Below are 3,676 nucleotides of genomic sequence, written 5' to 3'. Positions count from 1 at the left end.
TTTTGCCTGGTTTTTTATATGTTCTATACTCTGTTTATTTCTTTTAATAATAAAATGATCTTTAGGAACAACTATAACAGCACCATCTCTTTTAGTTATAGCAACCTCTTCTACTTCTTTTTGACCATAATTCTTACCCATCATAGGTCCGCCAAGAATAACTGAATATTCTTCTATCCTGTTTCCCCCAACAATTTCTATACATTTTTTTACTGGAGTTCCAATAGGTACTTTAATAATACTAGGGTTATTTACTTCACCTAAAACAGAAACATACTTATCTGTAACTGGTTTTTTTTCTAAAGCAAAATAAGTGTTTTTTAATGTTCCTACATTTGTCACAACTGCACCGACATCTATTGGTATCCCACCTTCAGGCACAGTCCTGCCAGTTATTTCATAAACCATAATTTGTTCATCACCTGCAGGATAAAAACTTTCCATTAAAAAAAACTCGATATTGTAATTCTTTTTTTTACTTATTTCTTGCAAACAGGCTATTTCATCTTTATATTTCTTTTTTAATGCAAATACTATTTTTTCTGCTTTAATATTTTCAGCTACTATATGGACAGCATCCAATATTTCTTCAGTAAAATTACGCATAAGATATTTATCAGTCATTAATAAAGGCTCACACTCTGCTCCATTAATTATTAAATATTCTGCTTGACAATTATACTTAACATGCGTAGGAAAACCGGCTCCACCGGCTCCTACAACTCCTGCTTGATATATATCATCAATTAAACTCATATTAAAACTCCTCTCAATAAACAATTAAGAATTTATATAATTGAGAAACCATCTACTAAAACACATCGTCTTTTACGTGTAAAGCTTCTAGCAGAAGTTAGTCCTTCTCCAGTAGGACCAGCAATAGTAAAAGTGGCATAACCTTCTCCACCTGCTCCAATACCAGCATATGAAGGAGCATTTTTCACATAAATAGTTGTTTCAATTTTTTTAGCAAATTTTGTTAAATTATCAACGTTTTTAGAATGAATCATAGCAGTATGTCGATTTCCTTCTTCAATATCAACTCCCATTTCCATGGCCTCATTAAAATCTTTTGCTCTAACTAAAGGAATAACCGGCATCAGTTGTTCTTTTTGAACAAATGGATGCTTTAAATCTACATCTACTACAACTAAACGCAGATCTTGGTTTTTAGCTTTAAGTCCAGCTTCATTTAATATATATGCTGCATCTTTACCAACTAAATCTTTATTTATTGAACCGTCTTCATTTAATATTACTCTTTCTAAAGCCTTTATATCATGTACTAATTGTGCATTTTCATTTGTCATGGCTTCTAGCAAAGAATCAGCAATACTATCTAAAGCTACAATTGCTTTTTCTGAAGTACATGGTAAATTATTATCAAAACTGGCCCCATTTATTATATCTTTTGCCACTCTTTTTAAATCCACAGTATCATCTACTAAAACTGGTGGGTTTCCAGCTCCAGCTCCAATAGCTTTTTTACCTGAAGATAGGGCTGCATTTACTACTCCTGGTCCACCAGTTGCAACAATCATTGCAATCCTCTCGTCTTTCATACAGCTTTCAACTGTTTGAAGAGTAGGCTCATTGACAGCAGTTAATAAGTTTTCTGGACCACCAGCATCTACAACTGCTTTATTTAATATTTCAATAATAAACTTAGAAACATTTTTGGCACCTGGATGGCTGTTAAAAACTACTCCATTACAACCTGCAATCATGGAAATAGCATTTGAAATAATAGTTTCAGTTGGATTTGTTACAGGTGCAATTGCACATATCACACCAAAAGGTGCTTCTTCTACAATAGTTAAACCCTTCTTACCACTGTAGGCTTCAGTTCTTAAATCTTCTGTTCCAGGAGTTTTATTAATCGCTAAATTATTTTTAATTATTTTATCTTCAACACGCCCCATTTCTGTTTCTTTGACAGTCATCTCTGACATTTTTTCTACATACTTAGAGGCAGCTTCACGCATAGATTTAATAATTTGTTCTCTATCCTCAATAGAATAGTTTAACTGCAGACACTCTTGTGCTTTGATAGCTGCTGAAATTGCATCATCCATCTTAGTAAATATACCGTTATTTTTTTGGTTAAGCTCTATATTCTTATCTTGCTGCTTGTTTAATGAACTAATTACTTGATTTACAATTTTGTTTAATTCGTCTTTTTTAATTTCCAATTTTATTCCCCCTTTACTTAAATCAATTAGTTGTATATCTATTTTCAAAAAAGTTAACTCCAGAATCAGCCACTTTAATATCTTCTTGAACACTACCTCCGCTGACCCCAACTGCACCAATCACTTCACTATTGAATTTTAATGGTATACCTCCACCAAAAATAACTATATTTTCACAACTTTTATCAAGACCATACAACATTTCCCCAGGTTCAGTTAAAGTTTTCAACTTTTCTGTAGTCATCCTTAAAGAGTAAGCTGAATAAGCTTTAGCAGGTGCTAAGTCTATACTAATTGGAAGTGCACCATCCATTCTTTTAAAATGAATAAGCCGTCCATCATTTCCAACAATAGCTATTGACATAGGCACATTAATCTCTTTTGCTTTTTCAAAACATTTATTAGCTATATTTTCTGCTATTTTTAAGTTAATTTTCATTTTTATCACCTTTTAGGGCTAAAACTTTTAAAACCTTCTCCGTAATCTGTTCAACTAAATTTCTGTCATCAGAAACTCTAGCCATGATATATAATAAATCAGAAAGCCTATTAATATAACTCTTTAAAGTATTTGAATAAAATAAATCTTCACCTTCGGCTGCAACCATTCTTCTTTCAACCTTTCGACATATGGTTCTGCTTATATCAAACAAACTCCCTATTTCACTTTCTCCAGGTACAGTGAACCCTTTAAATTCAAATTTTTCCTGATATAAATCTAACTTTTCTTCAATATAATTCAAATGGTTATCAGAAATTTGTTCTTTAGGTTTTTTAGAAAGAGAGGCTAATTCCGCTGCAGCTATAAATAAATCTTTTTGTATCTTATAAATTACAGCATTAAGATCTGAATATTTACTTTTAGAACGAATTAAACCAAGATACGAGTTTAATTCATCGACAGCTCCATAGGCTTCAACCTGTGGATCGGATTTTTTTATTCTTTCTCCACTTAAAAGACTGGTATTTCCTTTGTCTCCCCGTTTAGTTGCTATCGACATTTCTACACCTCCCTAAAACTCACTTTCATCCAGCTCTATATCATCAATAATACCAACTATAGCCATATCAATTGGGCTATCTGAAAACTGATCAGCTTTACGCGCAGCACTTCCTTTTGCAACTAAGACTCTTTCTCCAACTCCTGCACCAACTATATCAATTGCAACGAAACAATCTTCTTTTTTTGCTTTTCCAAAAAGCGGTTTTATAACAAGTAATTTAGAACCCCTTAAAGACTCATCTTTCTGGGTTGCAACCACATTTCCAACTACTTTTGCTGTAAACATATTATCATCCCTTTTCTTTCTGCTATCTCTCTTGCATATGGTGTGATTATTGCATTACTATTTAAGTAAATCTTATCTATATCAGTAGATAGTGGGTTAATATCTTTATAAGTTATTACTTTCGAGTCAAGATGAATACTTTTAGTATTTGATTTATCTAAACTTGAAATAATATTTTGCGAATTAGACTTATTA

General features: G+C 32.2%; 5 protein-coding genes and 1 pseudogene. All 6 read right to left on the bottom strand.

Going from position 1 to position 3,676, the window contains the following annotated elements; translation table 11 throughout:
* On the bottom strand, positions 1-756 hold a 756-nt coding region (locus CI949_RS18395; RefSeq protein WP_290769081.1), incomplete at its 3' end, for an SLBB domain-containing protein.
* Between the two features lie 32 nt (positions 757-788).
* The gene (locus CI949_RS18390) at positions 789-2,192 is read right to left on the bottom strand and encodes an aldehyde dehydrogenase family protein (protein ID WP_089722963.1); all 1,404 of its coding nucleotides are present in this window, start codon (positions 2,190-2,192) and stop codon (positions 789-791) included.
* Between the two features lie 22 nt (positions 2,193-2,214).
* Positions 2,215-2,631, bottom strand: a complete 417-nt coding sequence (locus CI949_RS18385) for a heme-binding protein (RefSeq protein WP_089722945.1) — start codon at positions 2,629-2,631, stop codon at positions 2,215-2,217.
* Positions 2,621-3,193, bottom strand: a complete 573-nt coding sequence (locus tag CI949_RS18380) for a cob(I)yrinic acid a,c-diamide adenosyltransferase (RefSeq protein WP_089722946.1) — start codon at positions 3,191-3,193, stop codon at positions 2,621-2,623. The genes CI949_RS18385 and CI949_RS18380 overlap by 11 nt, the downstream gene beginning before the upstream one ends.
* Before the next feature lie 12 nt (positions 3,194-3,205).
* Positions 3,206-3,481, bottom strand: a complete 276-nt coding sequence (locus CI949_RS18375) for a EutN/CcmL family microcompartment protein (RefSeq protein ID WP_089722947.1) — start codon at positions 3,479-3,481, stop codon at positions 3,206-3,208.
* Positions 3,463-3,676: pseudogene (locus CI949_RS18370) on the bottom strand (flavoprotein); the annotation flags it as partial. The pseudogene CI949_RS18370 and the gene CI949_RS18375, both read right to left, overlap by 19 nt.

This window comes from Halanaerobium sp. (assembly GCF_003070835.1).
Note: the sequence above shows the minus strand (reverse complement) of the source record. Positions and strands in the feature narration are given on the sequence as shown.